The 24,397-nt window shown below is 69.2% G+C and carries 14 protein-coding genes; 9 read left to right on the top strand and 5 right to left on the bottom strand.

The window, feature by feature from the left end:
• Window positions 1-24: 24 nt before the first annotated feature.
• The 3 genes from F0L68_RS35225 to F0L68_RS35235 form a co-directional block, all read right to left on the bottom strand.
• Complete coding sequence (locus tag F0L68_RS35225) at window positions 25-9,948, bottom strand: DUF7927 domain-containing protein (RefSeq protein ID WP_149854225.1); 9,924 nt, start codon at window positions 9,946-9,948, stop codon at window positions 25-27.
• 200 nt (window positions 9,949-10,148) lie between these two features.
• Window positions 10,149-11,486, bottom strand: a complete 1,338-nt coding sequence (locus tag F0L68_RS35230) for a cytochrome P450 (protein ID WP_223199419.1) — start codon at window positions 11,484-11,486, stop codon at window positions 10,149-10,151.
• A gap of 105 nt (window positions 11,487-11,591) precedes the next feature.
• Window positions 11,592-12,152, bottom strand: a complete 561-nt coding sequence (locus tag F0L68_RS35235) for a helix-turn-helix transcriptional regulator (RefSeq protein ID WP_223199420.1) — start codon at window positions 12,150-12,152, stop codon at window positions 11,592-11,594.
• 76 nt (window positions 12,153-12,228) lie between these two features.
• Here F0L68_RS35235 and F0L68_RS35240 point away from each other — a divergent pair, with 76 nt between their 5' ends.
• The 6 genes from F0L68_RS35240 to F0L68_RS35265 are packed head-to-tail and all read left to right on the top strand — an operon-like array spanning window position 12,229 to window position 17,253.
• Complete coding sequence (locus tag F0L68_RS35240) at window positions 12,229-13,371, top strand: LLM class flavin-dependent oxidoreductase (protein WP_149854227.1); 1,143 nt, start codon at window positions 12,229-12,231, stop codon at window positions 13,369-13,371.
• On the top strand, window positions 13,371-14,147 hold the full coding sequence (locus F0L68_RS35245; protein ID WP_149854228.1) for a glucose 1-dehydrogenase: 777 nt from the start codon (window positions 13,371-13,373) through the stop codon (window positions 14,145-14,147). Before F0L68_RS35240 ends, F0L68_RS35245 begins: the two co-directional genes overlap by 1 nt.
• Window positions 14,138-15,091, top strand: a complete 954-nt coding sequence (locus F0L68_RS35250) for an alpha/beta hydrolase (RefSeq protein ID WP_149854229.1) — start codon at window positions 14,138-14,140, stop codon at window positions 15,089-15,091. The genes F0L68_RS35245 and F0L68_RS35250 overlap by 10 nt, the downstream gene beginning before the upstream one ends.
• Entirely contained in the window at window positions 15,088-15,576 is a 489-nt protein-coding gene (locus F0L68_RS35255) for a flavin reductase family protein (protein WP_149854230.1), read from the top strand. The genes F0L68_RS35250 and F0L68_RS35255 overlap by 4 nt, the downstream gene beginning before the upstream one ends.
• A gap of 36 nt (window positions 15,577-15,612) precedes the next feature.
• Window positions 15,613-16,608, top strand: coding sequence for an LLM class flavin-dependent oxidoreductase (locus tag F0L68_RS35260; protein ID WP_149854231.1), 996 nt, complete (start codon window positions 15,613-15,615; stop codon window positions 16,606-16,608).
• 24 nt (window positions 16,609-16,632) lie between these two features.
• On the top strand, window positions 16,633-17,253 hold the full coding sequence (locus tag F0L68_RS35265) for a hypothetical protein (RefSeq protein ID WP_149854232.1): 621 nt from the start codon (window positions 16,633-16,635) through the stop codon (window positions 17,251-17,253).
• Here F0L68_RS35265 and F0L68_RS35270 read toward each other — a convergent pair.
• Both F0L68_RS35270 and F0L68_RS35275 read right to left on the bottom strand, forming a co-directional pair.
• Entirely contained in the window at window positions 17,250-19,571 is a 2,322-nt protein-coding gene (locus F0L68_RS35270) for an ATP-binding protein (RefSeq protein WP_149854233.1), read from the bottom strand. The genes F0L68_RS35265 and F0L68_RS35270 overlap by 4 nt on opposite strands.
• Window positions 19,572-19,603: 32 nt before the next feature.
• The gene (locus tag F0L68_RS35275) at window positions 19,604-20,719 is read right to left on the bottom strand and encodes an LLM class flavin-dependent oxidoreductase (RefSeq protein ID WP_149854234.1); all 1,116 of its coding nucleotides are present in this window, start codon (window positions 20,717-20,719) and stop codon (window positions 19,604-19,606) included.
• A 141-nt stretch (window positions 20,720-20,860) separates the two neighbouring features.
• Between F0L68_RS35275 and F0L68_RS35280 the strand changes: the two genes are divergently transcribed.
• The 3 genes from F0L68_RS35280 (at window position 20,861) to F0L68_RS35290 (ending at window position 24,395) form a co-directional block, all read left to right on the top strand.
• Window positions 20,861-22,327, top strand: coding sequence for an aldehyde dehydrogenase family protein (locus F0L68_RS35280; RefSeq protein ID WP_188317002.1), 1,467 nt, complete (start codon window positions 20,861-20,863; stop codon window positions 22,325-22,327).
• Window positions 22,328-22,390: 63 nt separating this feature from the next.
• Window positions 22,391-23,455: an alcohol dehydrogenase catalytic domain-containing protein gene (locus F0L68_RS35285; RefSeq protein ID WP_149854235.1), complete on the top strand. Its 1,065-nt coding sequence runs from the start codon at window positions 22,391-22,393 to the stop codon at window positions 23,453-23,455.
• A gap of 10 nt (window positions 23,456-23,465) precedes the next feature.
• Window positions 23,466-24,395, top strand: a complete 930-nt coding sequence (locus F0L68_RS35290; protein WP_149854236.1) for a cyclase family protein — start codon at window positions 23,466-23,468, stop codon at window positions 24,393-24,395.
• Window positions 24,396-24,397: the final 2 nt, after the last annotated feature.

Here is a 24,397-nt window from a genome sequence, read left to right on the forward strand (position 1 = left end):
TTCCCTTCGCGGATGATGGATGGTTCATCGCCTGCTCCCGCGCCTGCGGGCGCCGAGCACGAACAGGCCGCCGGCCATCAACAGCGCCAAGCCGCCGAGCAGCACCGGGTAGACCACCGCGCCGGTGAAGGCCACGACCGGCTCCGGACTAGGCTGCAACGGGGTGGTCGTGGCGCACCTGGGATCGGCGGACCCCGGCGGGCAGTTGTTGCCGGGCGTGGTGGAGAGGACGGCGTTGCGCAACGCGCGGTCGCCGCCGACGGAGTCGTTGACCTTGACGCTGTAGGTGACGGTGGCCGTCGCCCCGACCGGGAGGTCGCCGGTCCACGTCAACTTCGGTGCGGTGTAGGTGGTTGAGCCGATGGTGGCCTTGGCGTCGGCGTTGTAGGCGGCGTTGTCCAGGACCCCGGTCAGGTCGTCGGTGAAGGTCGCGTCCTTGACGACGGTCTGGCCGGTGTTGCGAACAGTCACCTTGTAGGTCACCAGGTCACCGGGGCCCGCTTGCTTGCTGTCGGAGGTCTTCTCGATCGCCACACCCGCGATCGGCGTGGTGGTGGTGCACTTGGGGTCGGTGGATCCCGGCGGGCAGCTGGCGCCCGGCGTGGTCGAGCCGACGGCGTTGCGCAGCTGGAAGGTGCCGGCGGGGTTCTCCTTGACCGTCACGGAGTAGGTGACCGTGACCGACGCGCCGATCGCCAGATCCCCTGTCCAAGTCAGCTTCGGCGCGGTGTAGGTGGTCGAGCCGATGGTCGCCTTGGCGTCGGCGTTGTAGGCGGCGTTGGGCAGGACGCCGGTCAGGTCGTCGGTGAAGGTCGCGGCTGTGAGGACGGTCTGACCGCTGTTGGTCGCGGTCACCGTGTAGGTGACCTTGTCGCCCGGCTTGGTGTCGGCCTTGTCGGCCTTCTTCACGATGTCCAGGCGCGGCACCAACACCGTGGTCGAACACCTCGGGTCGAGCCGGTCGGCGGCGGAGTCAAGGCGTGTTGGCATCGGCACCGGACAGTTGTTGCCCGGCGTGGTGGAGGTGACCACGTTGCCGAGCTTCTTGTCGCCGGTGGGTGGGTCGTTCACGGTGACCGTGTAGGTGACGGTCGCGGTCGCGCCGATGGCCAGGTCGCCGGTCCAGGTCAGCTTCGGCGCGGTGTAGGTGGTGGCACCGGTGGTGGCCTTGGCGTCGGCGTTGTACTTCGCGTCGTCGATGACCTGGGTCATGTCGTCGGTGAAGGTCGCGCCGGTCAGCTCGGTCTGGCCGCTGTTGGTGACGGTGATGGTGTAGGTGACCTTGTCGCCCGGCTTGGCCTGGGTGGTGTCGGCCTTCTTCTGGATCGTCATGCCCGGCAACGGGGTGACGGTGCTGCACTTGGGATCCGTGGACCCCGGCGGGCAATTTCCGCCAGGAGTGTCGGAGGTAATCGCGTTGATGAGCTTGTGGTCGCCGGTGATCGGGTTGTTCACCTTGACGCTGTAGGTGATCGTCGCGGTCGCGCCGATCGGGAGATCACCCGTCCAGGTCAGATATGGCGCTGTGTAGGTGGGTTTCGCGCCGATGGTGGCGGCCTGGTCGTTGTTGAACTTCGCATCATCCAGGACCTTGGTGAGATCGTCGGTGAAGGTCGCGCCCGTCTGGACGGTCTGACCGGTGTTCTTCACCGTGACCGTGTACTTCACGGTGTCGCCGGGCTTGAGCGGATCGGTCGGCTTCGCACCGTCGCGTCCTGCGGTCTTGGTGATCTCCAGGCCGGCGATGGGCGTTGTCTTGCCGCACTTCGGGTCCGTCGAACCGGGCGGACAGTTGTTGCCGGGGGTGTCGGAGGTGACCACGTTGGTGAGCTTGAAATCGCCCTTGACCGGGTTGCTCACCGTCACGCTGTAGGTCACCGTCGCCATCGCGCCAATCGGCAGGTCACCGACCCACGTGAGCTTCGGAGCCGCGTAGGTGGGCGTGCCGATGGTCGCGGACTGGTCGTTGTCGAAGGTGGCGTCGTCGATGACCTTGGTCAGGTCGTCAGTGAAGGTGGCACCGGTCTGCACGGTCTGACCGGTGTTCTTCACCGTCACGGTGTAGGTGACCTTGTCACCCGGCTTAGCGTCCTGCTTGTCGACGACCTTGTCGATCTCCAGACCGGCGATCGGCGTTGTGGTGCCGCACTTCGGGTCCGTGGAACCGGGCGGACAGTTACCGCCAGGGGTATCGGAGGTGACCACGTTGGTGAGCTTGAAATCGCCCTTGACCGGGTTGTTCACCGTCACGCTGTAGGTCACCGTCGCCGTCGCGCCGATTGGTAGATTGCCGACCCACGTGAGTTTCGGCGCGGCGTAAGTCGGCGTGCCGATCGTGGCGGACTGATCGTTGTTGAACGTGGCGTCATCGACGACCTTGGTCAGGTCATCGGTGAAGGTGGCACCGGTCTGCACGGTCTGACCGGTGTTCTTCACCGTCACGGTGTAGGTGACCTTGTCGCCCGGCTTGGCATCCTTCTTGTCGGCGATCTTCGTAATCTCCAAGCCAGCGATCGGCGTTGTGGTGCCGCACTTGGGATCCGTGGAACCGGGTGGGCAGTTACCGCCTGGGGTATCGGAGGTGACGGCGTTGAGCAAGGTGAAGTCGCCCTTGATGGGGTTGTTTACCGTCACGCTGTAGGTGACCGTCGCCGTCGCGCCGATGGGCAGGTCGCCGACCCAGGTCAGCTTCGGCGCGGTGTAAGTGGGCGTGCCGATGGTCGCCGACTGATCGTTGTCGAAGGTCGCGTCGTCGATGACCTTGGTTAGGTCGTCGGTGAAGGTGGCACCGGTCTGGACGGTCTGACCCGTGTTCTTCACCGTCACGGTGTAGGTCACCTTGTCGCCAGGCTTCGCGTCCTTCTTGTCCGCGACCTTCGTGATCTCCAAACCCGCGATCGGCGTTGTGGTCCCGCACTTGGGATCCGTGGACCCCGGCGGACAGTTACCGCCAGGAGTGTCGGAGGCGACCACGTTCGTCAGCTTGAAGTCACCCTTGACCGGGTTGTTCACCGTCACGCTGTACGTGACCGTCGACGTCGCACCGATCGGTAGATCGCCGACCCACGTCAACTTCGGAGCCGCGTAGGTGGGCGTGCCGATGGTCGCCGACTGATCGTTGTTGAAGGTGGCGTCGTCGATGACCTTGGTCAGGTCGTCGGTGAAGGTCGCGCCGGTCTGCACAGTCTGACCGGTGTTCTTGACGGTGACGGTGTAGGTCACCTTGTCGCCAGGCTTGGCGTGGGTCTTGTCCGCGACCTTGATGATTTCCAGGCCCGCGATCGGCGTTGTGGTCCCGCACTTGGGATCCGTGGACCCCGGCGGACAGTTACCGCCGGGAGTGTCAGAGGTGACCACGTTGGTGAGCTTGAAATCGCCCTTGACCGGGTTGTTCACCGTCACGCTGTAGGTCACCGTCGAGGTTGACCCGATCGGCAGGTCACCAACCCACGTCAACTTCGGCGCCGTGTAGGTCGGCGTGCCAATGGTGGCCGACTGATCGTTGTTGAACGTGGCGTCGTCGACCACCTGCGTGAGGTCGTCAGTGAAGGTGGCACCGGTCTGGACGGTCTGACCGGTGTTCTTCACCGTCACGGTGTAGGTGACCTTGTCGCCCGGCTTCGCATTCGCCTTGTCGGCGACCTTGTGGATCTCCAGACCGGCGATCGGCGTTGTGGTGCCGCACTTCGGGTCTGTGGAACCGGGCGGACAGTTACCGCCAGGAGTGTCGGACGTGACCACGTTCATCAGCTTGAAGTCACCCTTGACCGGGTTGTTCACCGTCACGCTGTACGTGACCGTCGAGGTCGCGCCGATCGGCAGGTCGCCCAACCACGTCAACTTCGGAGCCGCATAGGTCGGCGTGCCGATGGTCGCCGACTGATCATTGTTGAAGGTCGCGTCATCGATGACCTTGGACAGGTCGTCGGTGAACGTCGCGCCCGTCTGCACGGTCTGACCGGTGTTCTTCACCGTCACGGTGTAGGTCACCTTGTCGCCCGGCTTCGCGTCCTTCTTGTCCGCGACCTTCGTGATCTCCAGACCGGCGATCGGCGTCGTGGTGCCGCACTTCGGGTCTGTGGAACCAGGTGGGCAGTTGCCGCCAGGAGTGTCCGAGGTGACCACGTTCGTCAGCTTGAAATCACCCTTGACCGGGTTGTTCACCGTCACGCTGTATGTGATGGTCGCGGTCGACCCGATCGGCAGGTCACCGACCCACGTCAGCTTCGGGGCCGTGTAAGTGGGCGTGCCGATGGTGGCGGACTGATCGTTGTTGAACGTGGCGTCGTCCACGACCTGAGTCAGGTCATCGGTGAAGGTGGCACCGGTCTGCACGGTCTGACCGGTGTTCTTCACCGTCACCGTGTAGGTGACCTTGTCGCCGGGCTTCGCGTCCTTCTTGTCGGTGACTTTCGTGATCTCCAGGCCGGCGATCGGCGTTGTGGTCCCGCACTTGGGATCCGTGGACCCCGGCGGGCAGTTGCCGCCAGGAGTGGTGGACGTGACCACGTTGGTGAGCTTGAAATCGCCCTTGACCGGGTTGTTCACCGTCACGCTGTACTTGACCGTCGCCGTCGACCCGATCGGCAGGTCGCCCAACCACGTCAGCTTCGGAGCCGCGTAGGTCGCCGTGCCGATGGTCGCGGACTCATCGCTGTTGAAGGTCGCGTCGTCGATGACCTTGGTCAGGTCGTCAGTGAAGGTCGCGCCGGTCTGGACGGTCTGACCGGTGTTCTTCACCGTCACCGTGTAGGTCACCTTGTCGCCCGGCTTGGCGTTCGCCTTGTCGGCGACCTTGGTGATCTCCAGGCCCGCGATCGGCGTTGTGGTGCCGCACTTGGGATCCTTCGATCCCACCGGGCAGTTGCCGCCGGGGGTCGTGGTGGTGACCACGTTGGTGAGCTTGAAATCGCCCTTGACGGGATTGTTCACCGTGACGCTGTAGGTGACCGTCGATGTCGCGCCAACGGGCAGATTCCCGGTCCACGTCAGCTTCGGGGCCGCGTAGGTGGGCGTGCCGATCGTGGCGGACTGGTCGTTGTTGAACGTGGCGTCGTCGACCACCTGCGTGAGGTCGTCGGTGAAGGTGGCTCCGGTCAACACCGTTTGGCCGGTGTTGTGGACCGTGACCGTGTAGGTGACCTTGTCGCCGGGCTTGGCGTCGGTCTTGTCGGCCGCCTTGCGGATCTCGATGCCCGACACCGGCGTCGACGTCCCGCACTTGGGATCCGTCGACCCGGTCGGGCAGTTGTTGCCTGGCGTGGTCGAGGTGACTACGTTTGCCAGCTTGTGGTCGCCGGCCGCTGGGTTGTTCACCGTGACCGTGTAGGTGATCGTCGCCGTCGCGCCGAGCGGGAGATCGCCGGTCCAGGTGAGCTTCGGCGCGCTGTAGGTCGCCGCGCCAGGACTGGCGGTGATGCTGCCAGCGTTGAAGGTCGCGTCGTCGATGACGTTCGTGAGGTCGTCGGTGAAGGTCGCGCCGGTCAACACGGTCTTTCCGGTGTTGCGGACCGTCACGGTGTAGGTGACCGTGTCGCCGGGGTTCGCGGACGCCTTGTCGGCCTTCTTCTCGATCTCCATCCCGGGCAGGGGTGTCTTGGTGGAGCAGTCGGGATTGGTGGAGCCCGGTTCACAGTTGCCCGGAACCGGCGTGCTGACCACGTTGCTGAGCTGGTGGTCGCCGGTGATCGGGTTGTTCACCCGCACCGAGTACGTCACCGTGGCCGTCGCGCCGATGGCCAGGTCCCCGGTCCACGCCAGGTTCGGCGCGGTGTAGGTGGCGGTGCCGACGCTCGCGGTGATGCTGCCCGTGGTGAACGTCGCGTCGTCGATGACGTTGGACAGGTTGTCGGTGAACGATGCCGCCTGCGCTCCCGTGAGCGGCACCTGGCCGGTGTTGGTGACCGTCACCGTGTAGGTCACCGTGTCGCCAGGGTTCGCCGTCGCCTTGTCCGAGGTCTTCTTGACCGTCATTTCCTTGCCGGGCGTGGTGGTGCTGCACGACGGATCCGTTGAGCCGGGGGGACAGTTGTTGCCCGGCGTGGTCGAGGTGACCACGTTGTTGAGCTTCTTGTCGCCGGGGTCGGGGTTCTTCACCGTGACCGTGTAGGTGATCGTCGCCTTCGCGCCGACGGCCAGGTCCCCGGTCCAGGTCAGCTTCGGCGCGGCATAGGTTGCCGTGCCGGGACTCGCGGTGATGCTGCCCGTGTTGAAGGTCGCGTCGTCGATCACCTGCGTGAGGTCGTCGGTGAACGTCGCGCCGTTCTGAACGGTCTGCCCCGTGTTGGTCACCGTCACCGTGTAGGTGAGCGTGTCGCCGGGCACGACCTGGGTGCGGTCGACCGACTTGACGATGCGCAGCCCGGACACCGGCGTGGACGTCGCGCACTTGGGATCGGTCGAGCCGGTCGGGCAGTTGTTGCCTGGCGTCGTGGACGTCACCACGTTGTCCAGCTTGTGATCCCCGGTGTCCGGGTTGTTGACCGTCACCGTGTAGGTGACCGTCGCCGTCGCGCCGACGGGGATGTCGCCGGTCCAGGTGAGCTTCGGAGCGGCGTAGGTGGCCGCGCCCTTGTCCGCGGTGATGCTGCCCGCGTTGACCGTCGCGTCGTCCACGACCTTGGACAGGTCGTCGGTGAAGGTCGCGCCGGACAGCGGCGTCTGTCCAGTGTTCTTCACGGTCACCGTGTACTGGACGGTGTCACCGGGGTTGGCGCTGGACTTGTTGGGCACCTTGGTGATCTGCATGCCCGAGACCGGCGTGGACGTCGTGCACTTGGGATCCGTCGAGCCGGTCGGACAGTTGTTGCCAGGCGTCGTGGACGTCACCACGTTGTCCAGCTTGTGATCCCCGGTGTCCGGGTTGTTGACCGTCACCGTGTAGGTGATCGTCGCGGCCTCGCCGACGGCGAGGGTGCCCGTCCAGGTCAGCTTCGGCGCGCTGTAGGTCGCCGCGCCCGCGCTCGCGGTGATGCTGCCCGCGTTGAAAGTCGCGTCGTCGACCACCTTGGACAGATCGTCGGTGAAGGTCGCGTTGGTCTGCACGGTCTGACCGGTGTTGGTCACCGTGACGGTGTAGGTCACCGTGTCGCCGGGGTTCGCCGAGGCCTTGCCGGACGTCTTGGCGATCGTCAACCCGGACACCGGCGTCGAGGTCGTGCACTTGGGGTCCGTCGACCCGGTCGGGCAGTTACTGCCCGGGGTCGTGGACGTGACCACGTTGTCCAGCTTGTGGTCCCCGGTGTCGGGGTTGTTCACCGTCACCGAGTAGGTCACTGTCGCAGTCGCGCCGACCGCCAAGGTGCCGGTCCAGGTCAGCTTCGGCGCGCTGTAGGTCGCGGTGCCGGGACTCGCGGTGATGCTGCCCGCGTTGAACGTCGCGTCGTCGATCACCTTCGACAGATCGTCGGTGAACGTGGCGTTGGTGACCGTGGTCTGGCCGGTGTTGCGCACGGTCACCGTGTAGGTCACCGTGTCGCCGGGGTTGGCGCTGGTCTTGCTCGGCACCTTGGTGATCTCGATGCCCGAGATCGGCGTCGTGGTGGAACACAACGGATCCGTCGAGCCCGCGACACAGTTGTTGCCCGGCGTCGTCGACGTGATCGTGTTGGTCAGCTTGTGATCGCCGGTGACCGGGTTGTGCACCGTCACCGAGTACGTCACCGTCACCGACGCCCCGACGGCAAGGTTGCCCGTCCACGTCAGCTTCGGCGCGGTGTAGCTGACCACACCGGCCGTGGACGGGTTGATGGCCTGGTCGTTGTTGAACGTCGCGTCGTCGACGACCTTGGACAGGTCGTCGGTGAAGGTCGCGTTGGTCTGCACGGTCTGACCGGTGTTGGTCACGGTCACCGTGTAGGTCACCGTGTCGCCGGGGTTCGCCGACGACTTGCTGGGCACCTTCGCGATGCGCAGCCCCGAGATCGGCGTCGACGTCGTGCACTTCGGGTCCGTCGACCCGCTCGGACAGTTGTTGCCCGGCGTGGTGGAGGTGACCGCGTTGACCAGCTTGAAGTCCCCCGTCACCGGGTTCTTCACGGTCACGGTGTAGGTGACCGTCGCCGTCGCGCCGACCGCCAGGGTGCCGGTCCAGGACAGCTTCGGCGCGGTGTAGGTCGCCGAGCCGACGCTCGAGGTGACGCTGCCGGTGTTGACCGTCGCGTCGTCGATGACGTTGGTGAGGTCGTCGGTGAAGTTGGCGTTGGTCAACGGGGTCTTGCCGGTGTTGCGGACGGTGACCGTGTACTTCACCGTGTCGCCGGGGTTCGCCGAGGACTTGTCGGCCGTCTTGTTCAGCTCCATGCCCGGCGTGTTGACCGTGGTGGTGCACTTCGGATCGGTCGACCCGGTCTGGCAGTTGCCGGTGTTGGTGCGGATTCCATTGACGAGCTGGTTGTCCCCGGTGTTCGGGTTCTTCACCGTGACCGAGTAGGTGACGGTAATGGTCTGGCCGGCCTTGACGGTGCCCGCCCAGGTCAGGTTCGGCATGGCCGCGGTGATGGTGCCGCCGGCGGGTCGGGCGACCGCGTCGTTGTTCCAGGTGGCGTCGTCCAGGACCTTGGTCAGGTCGTCCTGGAACTGCACGCCGCTGACGTCGACCGGGCCGTTGTTGTTCACCGTCACCGTGTAGGTGACCTTGTCACCCGGGTTCGCGGTGGACTTGTCGGCCTTCTTCTCGAACAGGACGGACTCGATCGGGAGGCGGTAGTCCTCGACCTCGCCGCTGTCGGCCAGTCCGGTCGGGCTCTGCACCTGGGTGGTGTCGTAGCCCGCCCGCAGTCGGGCGTAGGTGTAGCCGGCGACGATGGTGTTCGGCACGGTCCAGCTGAGCGTCACCGACGTGGCCCCCGCGGCGAAGTCGGCGCAGGCGCGCTCACCGGGGTTGTCGAAGACTCCGTTGCGGTTGAAGTCGATCCAGCCGCAGACCCGGCCGGCCTGGGACGCGCCGGACAGCGAGGTGGTGAGGCTGTAGGTCTTCCCGACGTCGGAGGTCGCCAGCCGTGGCAACGGTTTCGTGATGCCGTCGGTGTGCGCCGAGGTGATGTCCGCGCCGGGGGCGACCGCGTTCGGGCTCGGCGTGACCTGGCCGGTGTTGAGGACGTCGGTGTTGTTCGGGTCGACCCTGGCGCCCATTCGCAGGTCGCTGACGATGTGACTGGCGGCGGTGCCCGCGTCGTAGCTGGCCGGGGCGTCGCCGAAGTTCTCGTCGGCCGTGACGCCGAGCAGGTACTCGTCGCCGGTGATCTGCGCGCCGCCGTCGCCGGTCTGGTTGACGGCGAAGGTCAGTGACGAGACGGTGCCGTTGACGGGGACGCTGCCGCATCCTGCTGTGGAGCCGCCCGGCGTGGAGCTGTTGCAGACGGTGTTGCTTCGCTTGTTGATGACCTGGATGGTGTTGCCGCCGGACACCTGGAGGTTGGTCGCCCCCGAGGCGACCGCGGACAGCGAGGCTCCGGTCGGCGCCGAGGAGGTGAGCCGGTGCTGGACCTGGCTGTTCCCGGCGCCGAGTTTGGCGCCGATGCCCGTCAGGTGGAGCACGGGATTGCGTACGGGGCGGTTGAACGACACGGTCAGCGTGGCGAAGTCCCCGCACTGGCTCGAGTTGAAACACCCCGATCCCTGCGGATCGGTGTTCAACACGATGAACGGGGTGCTCGTGGGGAGCGCCGGGGTGTACATCCCCGCCACGACGCCCTTGCTGCCCGCCGTGTTGTTCGAGAGCCGGACGATCGAGAGGGAGTTCGCTACCGCGACGGTCACCTGGAGCCCGGAGGGCAGGGTCGAGGACGCCGATGTGTTCGTGCCGGTGTTGCCGAACCAGGACCCTGCCGGGTGGGTCTGGTACGCCTCGGCGGGCGGGGCCACGCTGGACACCAGCGCGAAGCTGGACAGCCCGAGCAGGACCGCGACCACGGCAGCGACGAACCTACGCACCGGCCTGACACGCATGGGGCTCCTCGATCCAGCTCACCCGCACCGCGGAGGCCGATGACCTCCAGAAACGCCCCGCACGTTAGGTGAATGAGTGGATCACGGCCATCCGAGCCAGGACCGGGGTAACCCGAAGGAGTGAGAAAGAAAGGCGAAACCCCCCGAAAGAATGAAAGCCGCCCCGGCGCTCGTTCCGGGACGGCCGTGGTCGCGATCGATCAGGACGCGCTCTTCCTCGTATAGCTCACCCTGCACGGGCTCTGCGGCCATTTGGTGTGCGCGCCGGGAATCGGTTGCGGATCTGTGTCCACGAGCGTGAAATCGAAGTCGCGCAACAGGTAAGCCAGCGCGAGAGTCATTTCCAGGTAGGCGAAGTGTACGCCGAGGCAGCGGTGCACGCCGCCGCCGAACCCGACGAGCGAGCCCTTGCTCTTCGGGTTGTCGCCGAACCGGTCGGGGCGGAACTCGTCGGGATTGTCGAACAGGTCGGGCAGCCGGTGCGACACCGACGGCGAGATCATCAGCATGGTGCCCTTGGGGATCTCGAAGCCGCCGTAGGAGAAGGTCTCCGCCGCCGTGCGCGCCATGGTGAACGCGACGGGATGCAGCCGCTCGGTCTCGTGCAGCGCGTGGTCGAGGTGCTGGAGCCGGCTGATCTGTTGCAGGCTAGGGGTTTCCGTGCCGGCGAGGACCGTGCTGGCCTCCTCGACGACCTTCGCGAGCTCGTCGGGATGCTGCAACAGGTCGATGATCGCCCAACTGATGTGGCCGGTGGTCGTCTCGTGCCCCGCCCAGCTGAACAACAGGATCAGGTTGATCAGCACGAGGTCGGGGACCTCGTCGCCGTCGTCGTAGCGGGCCTCGATGAGGGTCTGGAGGAAGTCGCCAGGCTCGACGGGCTGCCGGCGGCGCTGCGCGATCAGCTCCCCCATCAGCCGGTGCAGATCCCGCTTGGCGAACCGGCTGCGCACCAGGTGCGGCAGCGGCAACCACTGGGGCATCACGGGATCCATGCCGGCGGAGAACCGGCGGAACTTCTCGAAGAAGCCGTTCTCCAGCTGGGCAGCGAACTCCGGGCCGAGGAAGGCGCGCGCGGCGATCCGCATGACCAGCGGGCCGAGGGTGTGCACCAGGTCGAACTCGCCCCTGTCGCCCATCCAGCGGTCCAGGTCCCTGATCTCCTCCAGCATGGTGTCGACGTAGTTGGCCAGCTGCCTGCCCTGGAATCTCGGCAGCACCAGCGTGCGCTGGCGCTTGTACTCGTCGTTTCCGGCGAAGAAGTAGAAATTGGGGTCGAACATCTTGACGAAGAACGGATACGCGGTCTTGATCGACAGTCGCTTGTCCGTCTCCGAGAAGAAGAACCTGTTGTGCTCTGGGCCGATCATCATGACGGCCCGCTGCCCGGGGATGCGGACCGTGAAGATCTCGCCGCACTCCCGGTAGCCGCGTTCGACGAGTTCGATCGGCTGCCGCAGGAATTCCGCTGCGTGACCGATCAGGGGTTGCGCCCCGGACAGCACCGGGGGACGTCGGGTGCCCACGTTCGCAGTCATACCCGGCAGAGTAACCGGTGTTAACTAAACACCGTATACGCCAATCGAGGGTAGCGAGAACGAAACCGCACACCGTTGGCGCAGGAGAATTTCCGGCGCCGGAAATCAGTTCGGCGCCTCGCCGAGGTCGGTCAGCAGCTCCCTGGTCAGCGCCAGCTCGCTGCGGTAGTAGCGCTCGCACCAGCGGAGCACCGTCACCGGGTAGCTCCAGGCTGGGCGATCCTGCGACCGTAGCAAGCTCGTCCGCACTTCACCAAGCGCTCGCTCGGTTTCGGCGACGTGCCGCTCGGCGAGGTCGCGCAGCCGGTCCTGGTCGGCGAGGTGGCCGAGCCAGACCCGCATCGCCAGGTTGTGCTTGAGCACGGTCGGGTCGACCGGGGCGTGGTTCACCCAGTGCCGCAACGCCTCCCTGCCCGGCTCGGTGATCCGGTAGAGCCGCTTGTTGCGCAGCTCGTCCTGCGGCGCGGCGCGCGAGACGACGTAGCCGAGCTCCTCGAGCCTGCGCAGCTCGCCGTAGATCTGGCTCAGCGCCGGGCTGACGTAGAAGAACGCGACGACGTGGTCGGCCCACTTCTTCACGTCGTAGCCGGACAGCTCCTCGGCGTGCGAGAGCACCCCGAGCACGGCCCATCCGGTGGCCGGCAACCGATCCCGCCGTTCGTCCACGCGGCTCACCATAACAGCGGATTGACCCGACTACTCGAAGTACTACTAATAGAAGTATTCGACGTGGAGGTCGGCGATGAAGTTCTCCATGATCATCGAGGCGCAGACCGCGAACCCCAGTGCCGAGACGGAACGTCAGGTGCTGCACGACTGTCTCGACCAGGCGGTGCTCGCGGAGCAGACCGGATTCGACCGCGTGTGGGCGGTGGAACACCACGGGCTCAAGTGGTACGCGCACATGAGCGCCTCCGAGATCTTCCTCAGCTACGTCGCGGCACGCACCAGCCGCATCCGGATCGGCCACGGCGTGGTGTGCATGCCGTTTCACTTCAACCATCCTGTGCGGGTCGCCGAGCGCGCCGCCATGCTGGACGTGCTGTCCGGCGGGCGCCTCGACCTCGGCGCGGGACGCGGGGCGACCGCCCAGGAGACCGCGCTGTACGGCGTGGATCCCGAGGCGACCCACGCGGAGGTCGAGGAGGCGCTGCGGATCATCGGCAGCGTCTGGCAGGACGAGACCTTCGAATGGCACGGCAAGCTGCTGGACATCGTTCCCCCGCAGGGCAGACAGTTCACCGTGCTCCCCCGGCCGATGCAACGGCCGCACCCGCCGCTGTTCCTGGCCTGCTCCAAGGACACCTCCGTGGTGCTGGCGGCCGAGTACGGCGTCGGCGCGCTGGTGCTCGGGTTCGCCGGCCCCGACGAGGTGGCCAGGCTGCGCGCCATCTACGACAAGGCGATCGCGGCGCGGACCGGCGACCGCCTGGTATCCACCGAGGTCAACAACCACTTCGCGGCGCTGTGCCCGACGACCGTGCTGCCAGACCGGGAACTGGCCGTGCGGACCGGTGTTCGCGGTCAGCGGTTCTTCGCCCAGTCGATCGCGCACTGGTACGGCGCGGGGCCGGTGCCGGACGAGGTGGTGCGGGAGGGGCAGGACGAGGTCGCGGCGATCCGGCAGGCAGGCGACGACATGGTGGCCTACCTGCACGAGGCGCGCATCCCGGTCCGGCCGTCGAGCACGGCGACCTACCACGCGGCGCACGCCTACGGCGATCACCGGGACGCGGTGTCCTACGTCGAGCGGCTGCGCGAGGCGGGCGCCGACGAGATCATGTGCCTGATCCAGATGGGCACGGTGCCGCAGGACATCTGCCTTGAGACCATCCGCCAGTGGGGTGAGCACGTCATCCCGCACTTCCGCGAGGGACGTGCGTGATGGCGCAGCTGGCCGGCAAGGTCGCGCTGATCACCGGCGGCGCCAGGGGGCAGGGCGAGGCGGCCGCGCGCACGTTCGCCGCGCGCGGCGCGAAGGTCGTGCTCACCGACCTGCTCACCGTGCAGGGTGAGCAGGTGGCCGCGTCACTCGGCGCGGACGCGCGGTTCGTGCGGCACGACGTGAGCGACGAGCAGGGGTGGCGGCTGCCGGTCCGGGTGGCGTTGGCGGAGTTCGGCTCGCTCGACGTGTTGGTGAACAACGCCGGCGTGTACTCGACGGCGTGGATCGAGCAGGAGAGCGCCGCACGGTTCCGGCGGCTGCTCGAGGTGAACCTGCTCGGCGTGTTCTTCGGGCTGCGCGCGGTGGTGCCGGCGATGCGGACCGGTGGCGGCGGGTCCATCGTGAACGTGTCCTCGACCGCCGGCATGCAGGGCGTGCCCGGCCACGGCGCGTACGGCGCGAGCAAATGGGCGGTGCGGGGGTTGACCAAGACGGCGGCGCTCGAACTCGGCGAGCACGGCATCAGGGTCAACTCGGTGCATCCCGGCGCGGTGGACACGGAGATGATCCGCGGCTCGGGTCTGGTGGCCGGCAACGGAAACTATCCGAAGGTGGCGCTGCGGCGGCTCGGCACGCCGCAGGACACCGCCGAGCTGGTGGCGTTCCTCGCCTCGGACGCGGCCGCGTACCTGACCGGCGGGGAGTTCGCCGTCGACGGCGGTCTGGTGGCCGGCACCGCGGCACCGGTCCGGGGCGGTGACCCCGCATGCCGTTGAGCGCGCAGGCCGCCTCGCTGGTCGCCGGCCTGAACGAGCGGTTTCCCAAGCTGGGCACCGAGGTGCTGGACGCCGGCGAGGCGCGCAGGCTGGTCGAGCGGGGCTACGCGCAGCGCAAGCCCCTCGCGGTGCACCGGGTCGCCGACCGGGACATCGCCGGACCCGACGGCACGCGGCTGCCGGTGCGGATCTACTGGCCCGGCGGCGACACCGGCAGCGCGCGGCCGATCGTGGTGTTCCTGCACGGCGGCGGCTGGGTGCTGTGCTCGGTCGACACGCACGACCAGACCTGCCGCAGGCTGGCCGTCGGCGCCGACGCGATCGTCGTGTCGGTGGAGTACCGCCGCGCGCCGGAACACCGGTTTCCCACGCCAGTGCACGACGCGCACGCGGCGCTCTCCTGGGCGGCCGGGCACGCGGCCGCGCTCGGCGGCGACCCCGACCGGGTGGCGGTGGCCGGGGACAGCGCTGGCGGCAACCTCGCGGCGGCGGCGTGCCTGCTGGCCAGGGACCTCGGCGCGCCGCGAATCGCGGCCCAGCTGCTGCTGTTCCCGATCCTCGACCACGGCGCCGACACGGCCTCGCACCGGGAGTACCGCGACGGCCACTTCTTCACCTCGGCGCACCTGCGGTGGTACTGGGCGCAGTACCTGGCGGACCGCGCCGACGGCGACCACCCGTACGCGTCCCCGCTGCGGGCCGACCTCGCCGGCCTGCCGCCCGCGCACATCGTCACCGCCGAGTGCGATCTGCTGCGCGACGAGGCAATGGGCTACGCCGAACGGCTGCGAGCTGTTCGGGTGGCAGCCACGTTTCGGTGTTATCCCGGGCTGTTCCATGGTTTTCTGGCCTTCGAGGATCAACTCGACGCGGCCGGGCCCGCCGGTAGCGAGACCTGGGCCCAGTTCGCGCGGATCCTCGCCGGCGCGGAGGGGGCGGCATGAGCCAGGGGATCGACGCGGGGCGGTTCCGCAGGGTGCTCGGGCGGGTGCCGACCGCCGTGACCGTGACGACGGCCGACACGCCGAACGGCCCGGTGGGCCTGGTGATCGGGTCGTTCGTGTCCGTGTCGCTGTCCCCGCCGCTGGTCGGCCTGTTCGTGGACAAGCAGTCCACCAGCTGGCCGCACATCGCGTCGGCGGGCTCGTTCGCGGTGAACGTCCTCGGGCACGACCAGCACGAGCTGTGCGCGCGGTTCGCCCGCAGCGGCGGCGACAAGTTCGAGGGGCTGCGCTGGACACCGTCGTCGCTGGGGCATCCGCTGCTGCCCGGCGCGACGGCGTGGATCGAGTGCGGTCTGCACGAGGTGCACGAGATCGGCGACCACTTCCTCGCGGTCGGCAGGGTGCTCGACCTGGCCGAGGCGGACGCCCCGCATCCGTTGGTGTTCCACAAGGGGACGCTGCGCGTGCTGGCCGCCACCACCTGAGCGGCGGCGGCGCCACCCGAGGTCACGGAGGCAACGATGCCCTTCCTCGCGATCCGTTTCGACTTCCGCAACCCACCCTTCACCGGGGTGGCCATGAGCGACCGGTACGCCGCCGCGCTGGACATGGTGGTGTGGGCCGAGGAGCACGGCTTCGACCAGGTGGTGCTGTCCGAGCACCACGGCGAGCCGGACGGGTTCGTGTCCAGCCCGCTGGTCCTTGCCGCGGCCATCGCCGCGCGCACCAGCCGGATCAGCGTGCAGATCGCGGCGATGATCACCTCGATGCACGACCCGCTGCGGTTGGCCGAGGACCTCGCCGCCGTTGACCTGCTCAGCAGGGGCCGGCTGGCCGTGGTGCTCGCCAACGGTTACGTGCCACGGGAGTTCGCCATGTTCGACCGGCCGATGGCGGAGCGGGTGCCGCGCACCGAGGAGACGGTGCGGACGCTGCGGCAGGCGTGGACGGGCGAGCCGTTCGAGTTCCGGGGGCGGACCGTGCGCGTGACGCCGGCGCCGCACACCCCGGGCGGCCCGAAGATCCTGCTCGGCGCGGCCAGCGAGCGCGCGGCGCGCAGGGCGGCCCGGCTGGCGGACGGGTTCGTGCCGTCGTATCCGCAGCTGTGGGACTTCTACCGGGACGAGCTGCGCGTGCTCGGCCGGCCCGACCCCGGGCCGTATCTCGGCGGCGACACCAGCTTCGTGCACGTGGCGGCCGATCCCGACGCGGTGTGGCCGCTGATCGCGCCGCACGCGCTGCACGAGACCAACGCGTACGGGGACAGCTCGCCGGAGGCGCAGATCGGCGGCTACCGGGCCGTCACGGACGCCGATGAGCTGCGCGCCGCCGGGCACTACCGGGTGCTGACGCCGGAGGAGCTGGTGGCCGAGCTGACCGGGCCGGCCGGACGGCCGTTCCTGGTGTGTCATCCCATGATGGGTGGTATACCGCCTGAGCTCGCCTGGGACGGCCTGCGGCTGCTGGCCGATCGCGTGCTGCCGGCGCTTGCCGAGGCGGACCCCGCAGGTGGCTGAAGCCCTCCGTGGCAGTCTTGGCTGGTGACCACAGATGAGAACGGCCAGCGGGCGCGCGAGTCGTTCGTCGACACGCTGTGGAGCCTGGTCGTCGACGAGGACGGCCACACCGACGGCCACCCGTCGTGGATCGAGTCCCGGCTCAGGGAGTGGCCGGACGGCGACGCGACCTCGACCGCGCTGCACCGGCTCCTGGCCAGCGGCGTCGATCCGGACGACCTGACCGATGTGGTGCGGCAGCTACAGCACGAGCTGCTGTACAACCTCTGCCAGCTGATCGACGATCCGGGGCTGCTCGGCATCGGGCTGGACGAGGAACGGCCCGATGCCGCGGAGTTCGCCTGGGAGCTGACGGCGGTCCGCGAGCAGGAGCGGGTGCCGATCGAGGCGCTGCACGCGTCGCTGGACGAGCGCGATCCCAGCGGGCGGGGCGGCGAGCCACGCGGCAGACCCGTTCCCGTTCGGCTGCCGGGGCAGCCCGAGCACGTCCGAGTGGCTCTTGCCCACGCGCTGGCGGGCGACCGGGTCGCGGCGCTGACCGTCTGGCGGAAGGCGACCGGGGTCCCGCTCGGCGAGGCGAGGGCGGCGCTGGAGCTGCTGGTTGAACAGGTGCGAGGAGAATCCGGGTCGGGTGGCGACAGCTAGGCGTTGCCGACGAACCAGGCCGCGATCTGGGCGCGTGAGGTGAAGCCCAGCTTGGCGAGGATCCGCTCGACATGTCCCTCGGCGGTGCGCTGCGCGATGACCAGCCGTGCCGCGATCTCCCGGTTGCTCAGTCCGGCGGCGACGAGCTCGGCGACGCCGCGTTCCCTCGGGGTCAGATCTCCCTGCGCCGCACGGGGTTCCGGCGCTCTTGGCGGTTCGTCCAGGGCGTAGCCGAGCGCCTCGTCCAGGGTCAGCGCGGCGCCGGCTCGGCGGGCCGCGCGGACGGCGCGTTGGTCGGCGCTGTCGAGCCGCCGCGCGCAGGTGTCCCGGTACTCCACCAGGTGTCGGTACTTCGCCAGCGAGAACCCGATCGACCTCGCCACGGGTTCGTTGGCGCCCAACAGGGTCGCGGCCCGCTCCACCGCACCGGCCTCGGCGGCCACCCACGCCAGCCCCTCAAGGCACAGCGCGATGCCGAGCGGATCGTGCAGCACGGCCTTGAGCCGCAGGCTGTCGCGCAGCGCGTCGGCGGCCCGCGCGCCGTCGCCGTGCCGCCACGCCTCCATCGCCTTCGTCCACAGGGCGTAGGACCGGCCGACGGTGTCGCCGCAGCGCACGCAGATCCGTTCCAGCCGCTCGCACAGCGCCACCGCGCCGACGCCGTCGCCCATCGACGACAGCGTCAAAGCCAGCGGCAGCAGGCTCTCCACCAGCCCGGCGACGTCGTTGCGCGCGGTATGCCCGGCCAGCGCCTCGGTCAGCAGCGCGACCGCGCTCTCGTGCCGGCGCTGGAACATCTCGGCCTGGCCGCGCACGCCCAACAGGTGCTCGCGCAGGTCCGGCCGGCCGAGCGCGTCCGCCAGCGCGCCGGCCAGCGCCAGCAACGGTTCCGCCGCCTCGAAGTCGCCTTGCAGCACGGCGAGGCCGCCTGCCGTGAGCGCCGCGCGGGCCGAGCTGAGGTCCGGTGTCCGGTGCAGCGCGGTGCCGCGCGCCAACCAGTGGCGCCCCTCGGACAGGAAGCCCGCGGTCACCCACCACGGCCGCAGCGCGGCGGCCAACCGCAGCCCGATCTCGGGGTCGCCACCGGCGCGGTAGCTGAACTCCAGCGCCAGCCGCACGTTGGCGTGGTCGCGGTCGAACCGGCCCAGCCACTCCAACTGCCTCGGGCCGTACCACTCCCGTTCGGCGCGCTCCGCCAAGGCGAGGTACCGGTCCCGGTGCCGGCGACGCCAGCCGGCCTCCTCGCCGCGTTCGGCGAGCCGCAGCCTGCCGTACTCCCGCAGCGTCTCGGTCAGGTGGAACCTCGGCACGCCCGCCGCCACCGTCCTGGCCACCACGGACTTGTCCACCAGGCCGGACAGGGCGTCCAGCACGGCGGTGTCCGGCAGTGCCACGGCGTTGGCACCATGGGACTCGGCGTCGGCGCAGACCGCCTCGGCGTCGGCGAGTTCGAAACCACCGGAGAACACCGACAGCCGCTCCCACAGCGTCGCCTCGGCGGGGGAACACAACGCGAAACTCCAGTCGATCAGCGCGCGCATGGTGCGCTGCCTCGACTCCGCGCCGCGATGGCCGAGGCTGAGCAGCCGGAAGCGGTCGCCGAGCAGGTCGGCCACCTGCCGGACGGACAGCGTGCGGAGCCTGGCCGCCGCGAGTTCGATCGCCAGCGGCACGCCGTCCAGCTCCCGGCACAGCCGCGCGACCGCCTCGGCGTTGTCCTGGTCCAGCGCAAAGTCCGGCTGCACCGCGGCGGCGCGGTCGACGAACAGGCAGACCGCCGGGTACCGGGTGAGTCCGGCCGCCGGCAGACCCTCGGTGGGGCAGGACAACGGGAGGACCGTGAACAGGTGCTCGCCCCGCGCCCGCAGCGCCTGCCGGCTGGTGGCCAGCACCCTGAGGTTGGGCAGCGCGCGCAGCAGCGCGGTGGCCGTGGCGGCGCACTCGTCGAGCAGATGCTCGCAGTTGTCCAGGATCAGCAGCACCTGCCGGTCCCCGACGACGTCGCACAGCGACTCGAACGCGCTGCGGCCGGGCGCCTCGCGGACCCCGACGGCCTTGGCAACGGTCTGGTCGAGCAGGCCGGCCTCGCGCAGCGACGCCAGCTCGACAAGCCTTGTGCCGCCGGGAAACGCGCGGCGCAGGTCGGCCGCGCAACGCAGCGCCAACCGGGTCTTGCCGACCCCACCGAAGCCGGTCAGCGTCACCAGGCGGGAGGCGACCAGCAGCCGCCTGACGGTGTCGAGGTCCGCGCGCCGGCCGACGAAGCTCGTGACATCGCAGGGCAGGTCGCCGACCTTCCCGACGCGGCCCGTGCCCACCGCGCCACGGTACCAAGCGCTCGCTCGGGTGGCTACGCCTGACGGAAGCGGGTGGTGCTGTGCACCGGATCGGTGTCCAGCCCGGGAATGACGTGTTCGCCGAGCAACCGCAGCGTCTCCTGGTCCTCCTCGGGCGTCGCCAGGCCCATCGCGAACACCAGCTGGTCGAGGCCGGTGCCGCGCCACCGCTCGCACTGCTCGCGCGCCTCGTCGGGGTCGCCGCACACGATGGTGCCCTCGTTGATCAGGTGCTCGATGCCGTCGAGGTCGTAGTCGGGGATGAGCTGCGGCCACGGCGGAATGCCTTCGGGGCGCGGGAAGGAGTCGTGGTAGCGGAAGACGTTGCTCTGCTGGTAGGCCAGCCGCGCCCGCACCGCGGCCGCGCGGGCCTTCGCGCCGTCCTCGTCGACGAACGCGGCGGTCACCACCACCACGTTGTCGTTGACGAACGCGCCGACCGGTTCCGCGCCGGGGATCGCGCCCTTGTAGGAGCCGATCACCGCTTCCAGGTCGGCGAGCTTGCCCACGTTGAAGCCGAGCACACCGAGCCCCTTGTGCGCGGCCATCGCGTAGCTGGCGCTGCTCCCGGCCGCGTACCACATCGCCGGGTGCGCCTTCCCGTACGGCTTGGGCAGAATCCGGCGCGGCGGCAGCGACCAGTGCTTCCCCTGGAAGCCCTCGTAGACCTCCTGGAGGAACATCTTGGGGAACTCCGCGATGGTCTCCTCCCATATCTCCTTGGTGCCGTTGAGATCCGTCATGCCCGGGATGAAGCCGAGGATCTCGTGCGAGCCAGCGCCCCGGCCGGTGCCGAACTCGAAGCGGCCCTCGGTGAGGTGGTCGAGCATCGCGACGCGCTCGGCCACCTTCGCCGGGTGGTTGACCGGGGCGAGCGGGTTGAAGATCGCCGAGCCGAGGTGGATCCGCTCGGTGGCATGCGCGAGGTAGGCGAGCAGTTCGCCGCTGGCCGACAGGTGCGAGTACTCGTCGAGGAAGTGGTGTTCGGTCGCCCACGCGTACTTGACGCCGTTGCGGTCGGCCGCCCTGATCGCCGCGATGTCGTTGAACAGCGCGGTGTGCTCGAACTCGGGATCGCCCTCCCTGCGGTGTCGCGGCGTGTACGTCTGGACGATCACTCCGAACTCCATGCGAACTCCTCACCAGGCTGGCGCAGTGCTCCCAGTCTGGCAGTCCCGTACCCGTGGGCCACGGGAGAACTACCCGCTCCCCTACCTGTCTTCGCGTGCGGCCGTTCCCGTTCCGCCGCACGAAAGGCCATGCTGCGGACCATGACGAGCGTGGCGGACAGGACGTGGCGGCTGCTGATCGACGGCGAGTGGCGCGAGCCGTCCGGCGGCCACTACCCGATCGTCAACCCCGCGACGGAACAGGTCGTCGGGCACGCGCCGGAGGCCGGGGTCGCCGACGTGGCCGACGCCGTCGCCGCGGCGCGGGCCGCGTTCCCGGCGTGGTCGCGGACCGCACCGGAGGAGCGCGCCAGGCTGCTGGACCGCGTCGCCGATCTCGTGTCGGCACACCAGGACGAGATCGTGCCGCTGGCGCAGGCCGAGACGGGCAGCACGATGGCGATCGCCCGCGCCACGCAGGTGCCGGTCACTGTTCGTAGGCTGCGCCGGTACGCGCGCGGCGCGCTGGAACAGCGGGACGTTCCCCTTGCCCCGCAACTCGTTCCGGCGAGCGCGTTGGCCCCTGGCGCGCTGGTCGGCGCGGTCGCCGCGCGCCGCCCGGTCGGCGTGGTCGGCTGCATCACGCCGTACAACTTCCCGATCGGCACCATGGCCGGCAAGCTGGCCCCCGCGCTGGCGATGGGCAACACCGCCGTGGTGAAGCCGGCGCCGCAGGACCCGTTGGCGTGCCTGCTGCTCGCCGAACTCTTCGCGGAGGCCGGGTTTCCGCCCGGCGTTGTCAACGTGGTGACCGGTTCGACGGCGGAGACCGGCGTGGCGCTGGTCGACTCCCCCGACGTCGACATGATCAGCTTCACCGGCAGCACCGCCGTCGGCACGCGGATCGCGGCGGCCGGCGGCCGCACCATGAAGCGGATGCTGCTGGAACTCGGCGGCAAGGGCGCGGCGCTGGTGCTCGCGGACGCCGATCTGGACACCGCGGTCACCGGCATCTGCGCCACCTGGACGTTTTTGTCCGGGCAGGGCTGCATCCTGCCGACCAGGGCCGTGGTGCACCGGTCGATCTACCGGACCGTCGTGCGGCACCTCGCCGACCGGGCCGGCTCGCTGAAGGTCGGCGACCCGCTCGCGTCCGAAACCGTGCTCGGGCCGGTGATCAGTGCGGCGCAACGGGATCGGGCAGAACAGCTCGTCGAGTCGGCGCGCGCGGAGGGCGGCGCGGTGGTCGCTGGCGGGCGACGGCCTGCCTGTTCGCCCGGCTTCTACGTCGCGCCGACGCTCATCACGAACGTCAACCAGTCGATGACCGTCGCGCGCGAGGAGGTGTTCGGGCCGGTGATCTGCGTGATCCCCTTCGACACCGAGGAGGAGGGCGTCGCGATCGTCAACGACACCCGGTTCGGGCTGCACAACTACGTCTACACCGCGGATCCCGCCAGGGGATACCGGATCGCGGCGCGGCTGCGGTCGGGCTACGTCGGCGTCAACACCGGTCACCAGCACCCCGAGGCGCCCTTCGGCGGCTTCGGGATGAGCGGGATCGGCCGGGACGGCGGGTCGTTCGGCCTCGACGCGTACAGCGAGGTGCAGAGCGTGGTGTGGGCGTAGCTCGGTGTCCAGGTCAGCGGGCTTCGGTAGCCAACCAGCTTCGGTAGCCAACCAGGAGGTGCCATGCGAGGCGTTGTGTACGACGGTGAACAGCTGCGGATCGTCGACGACCTGACCGTGCGCGAGCCGGGCCCCGGCGAGGTGCTGGTGCGGCTGGCCGCCGCCGGGGTGTGCCACAGCGACGTGAGCGTGCTGACCGGCGCCATCCCGTTCCCGGTCCCCGTGGTGCTCGGCCACGAGGGCGCCGGGGTGGTGGCCGCGGCCGGACCCGGCGTCGCGCACGTCGCGGCGGGCGACCACGTCGTGCTGTCCACGCTGGCCAACTGCGGGGCGTGCGCGGAGTGCGGCCGGGGCAGGCCGACCATGTGCCGCAGCACCTTCGGCAACCGGCCGACGCCGTTCACCTGGCGGGACCGGCCGACACACAGCTTCGCCGCGACGTCCACGTTCGTCGAGCACACCGTCGTGCAGGCCAGCCAGGTGGTGCGGGTGCCGGTCGAGCTGCCGCTGACCTCCGCCGCGCTGATCGGCTGCGCGGTGGTCACCGGAGTCGGCGCGGTGCTGAACCGGGCCCGCGTCGCCGCCCTCGACACCGCGATCGTGATCGGCGTCGGCGGCGTCGGGCTGAACGTCGTGCAGGGCTGCCGGTTGGCGCGCGCCGCGCGCATCGTGGCCGTGGACAACAACCCGGCCAAGGAGGAGATCGCCCGCGCGTTCGGCGCGACGGACTTCGTGGACACCACGGGCGTCGACCCGGTGGCGGCCGTGCGCGAGGTCCTACCGTCCGGGGCCGACCACGTGTTCGAGTGCGTCGGCAGCCCCGAGCTGATCCGCGCGTCCGTCGACCTGCTGGACTGGCACGGCCAGCTCGTGCTGGTCGGGGTGCCGCCGTCGGGCACCGAGATGTCGGTGCCGGTCGCGCCGATGTACCTGGACCGGTCGATCCTCGGGCTGCGCTACGGCGCTACCAGCCCGCACACGGACATCCCGCGCTACGTGGAGTTCTACCGCTCCGGCGACCTGCTGATCGACGAGCTGGTCAGCAAGACGTATCCGCTGGAGAACCTGGAGACCATCATCGGCGACATGGCGGAGGGCACCGTGGCGCGCGGCGTTCTCACCTTCTGAGGGAGTGACGATGACGCCGATGCCGCCGGAGTTCCACGACCTGGCCAAGCGGGTGAACAACTGGGGGCGCTGGGGCCGCGACGACCAGCGGGGCACGCTGAACCTGCTGACGCCGCACCATGTTCGCGCGGCGGCCGGGCTGGTTAGGACCGGCCGGACCGTGTCGCTGTCGCTGCCGCTGTCCCAGGACGGGCCGCAGACCGGGATCATCCCAGGGCGGATCAACCCGCACCGCACCATGATCATGTGCAACACACCGATCACCGGGGACACCCGCCAGTTCTGCACCAGCGACGACGTGGTGGAGATGGGCTTGCAGGCCGCGACGCACTGGGACGCGCTGGCACACGTCAGCTACGCGGGCAGGCTGTACAACGGTTTCCCCGCCTCGGTCGTCACCTCGGCGGGGGCCGCGTACTGCGGTGTCGACCGGATCGGCCAGGTGGTCGGTCGCGGCGTGCTGCTCGACCTGCCCAGGATGCTCGGCGTGGACGTGCTGCCGCCGGGATACGCCGTCACGGCGGCGGACCTGGACGCAGCGGAGGAGCTGGCCCGCATCACCGTGTCGACAGGCGACCTGGTGCTGGTCCGCACCGGGCAGCTGCGGCGGCTCAAGGCGGGCGACCGGGACGGTTACGGCGCACCGAGCCCAGGGCCGTCGCTTGGCACGGTGGAATGGTTCCACCGCAGGGACATCGCGGCCGTGGCCACCGACAACCTCACCTTCGAGGTGTACCCCGGTGAGCTGGCCGACGCGCCGTTCGCCGTGCACCTGCTGCACCTGGTGGAGATGGGACTGTTGCAGGGACAGAACTTCGACCTCGAGGAGCTGTCCGAGGACTGCGCGGACGACGGCGTCTACGAGTTCCTGCTGCACGCCACGCCGCTGCCGTTCCGCCACGCGGTCGGCGCCCCAGTCGCGCCCGTGGCGGTGAAGTAGCC

It is taken from the genome of Solihabitans fulvus, assembly GCF_008386585.1.
In the GTDB taxonomy this organism is placed as follows: Bacteria; Actinomycetota; Actinomycetes; order Mycobacteriales; family Pseudonocardiaceae; genus Solihabitans; species Solihabitans fulvus.

Excerpts from the sequence above, each read along its gene's own strand:
- F0L68_RS35230 (WP_223199419.1), bottom strand. The coding sequence starts at position 11,486 with ATGACTGCGAACGTGGGCACCCGACGTCCCCCGGTGCTGTCCGGGGCG.
- F0L68_RS35245 (WP_149854228.1), top strand. The coding sequence starts at position 13,371 with ATGGCGCAGCTGGCCGGCAAGGTCGCGCTGATCACCGGCGGCGCCAGG.
- F0L68_RS35280 (WP_188317002.1), top strand. The coding sequence starts at position 20,861 with ATGACGAGCGTGGCGGACAGGACGTGGCGGCTGCTGATCGACGGCGAG.
- F0L68_RS35285 (WP_149854235.1), top strand. The coding sequence starts at position 22,391 with ATGCGAGGCGTTGTGTACGACGGTGAACAGCTGCGGATCGTCGACGAC.
- F0L68_RS35255 (WP_149854230.1), top strand. The coding sequence starts at position 15,088 with ATGAGCCAGGGGATCGACGCGGGGCGGTTCCGCAGGGTGCTCGGGCGG.
- F0L68_RS35240 (WP_149854227.1), top strand. The coding sequence starts at position 12,229 with ATGAAGTTCTCCATGATCATCGAGGCGCAGACCGCGAACCCCAGTGCC.
- F0L68_RS35250 (WP_149854229.1), top strand. The coding sequence starts at position 14,138 with ATGCCGTTGAGCGCGCAGGCCGCCTCGCTGGTCGCCGGCCTGAACGAG.
- F0L68_RS35275 (WP_149854234.1), bottom strand. The coding sequence starts at position 20,719 with ATGGAGTTCGGAGTGATCGTCCAGACGTACACGCCGCGACACCGCAGG.
- F0L68_RS35225 (WP_149854225.1), bottom strand. The coding sequence starts at position 9,948 with ATGCGTGTCAGGCCGGTGCGTAGGTTCGTCGCTGCCGTGGTCGCGGTC.
- F0L68_RS35260 (WP_149854231.1), top strand. The coding sequence starts at position 15,613 with ATGCCCTTCCTCGCGATCCGTTTCGACTTCCGCAACCCACCCTTCACC.
- F0L68_RS35290 (WP_149854236.1), top strand. The coding sequence starts at position 23,466 with ATGACGCCGATGCCGCCGGAGTTCCACGACCTGGCCAAGCGGGTGAAC.